Here is a 297-nt window from a genome sequence, read left to right as displayed (position 1 = left end):
TCCCGGTCCCCCGACACCACGACCGAACTCTGCAGCGCCACCACGATGGTCTTGCCGTCGGGCAGCAGCGCGATGTCCTCGAAGCCGCGGTTCGCGCGGCGCTTCGAGAGGTCGGCGGGCAGCGAGCCATTGACCGGGTAGTCGACACCAGCAGCGGCGTAGTCGTCCTCGAGCCCGGCAGGGACGTGGCGCGCGATGACGTGACCGGTCGGGTCCACCTCGACGATCGACGGGCCGTACTCGTCGACGAGCCAGAAGTGACCGTCCGCGGTCCGCACCACGCCCTCGGTGTCGACG

Annotated in this window: 1 protein-coding gene; it reads right to left on the bottom strand. The window is 70.4% G+C overall.

From position 1 onward, the window contains the following. The coding region (locus tag ACOADB_RS13695; protein WP_378599530.1) for an esterase-like activity of phytase family protein at nucleotides 1-297 on the bottom strand (297 nt) is incomplete at both ends.

Source organism: Nocardioides sp. CPCC 206348, from assembly GCF_048654705.1.
In the GTDB taxonomy this organism is placed as follows: domain Bacteria; phylum Actinomycetota; class Actinomycetes; order Propionibacteriales; family Nocardioidaceae; genus Nocardioides.
This window is presented reverse-complemented; position numbering and strand designations above follow the sequence as displayed.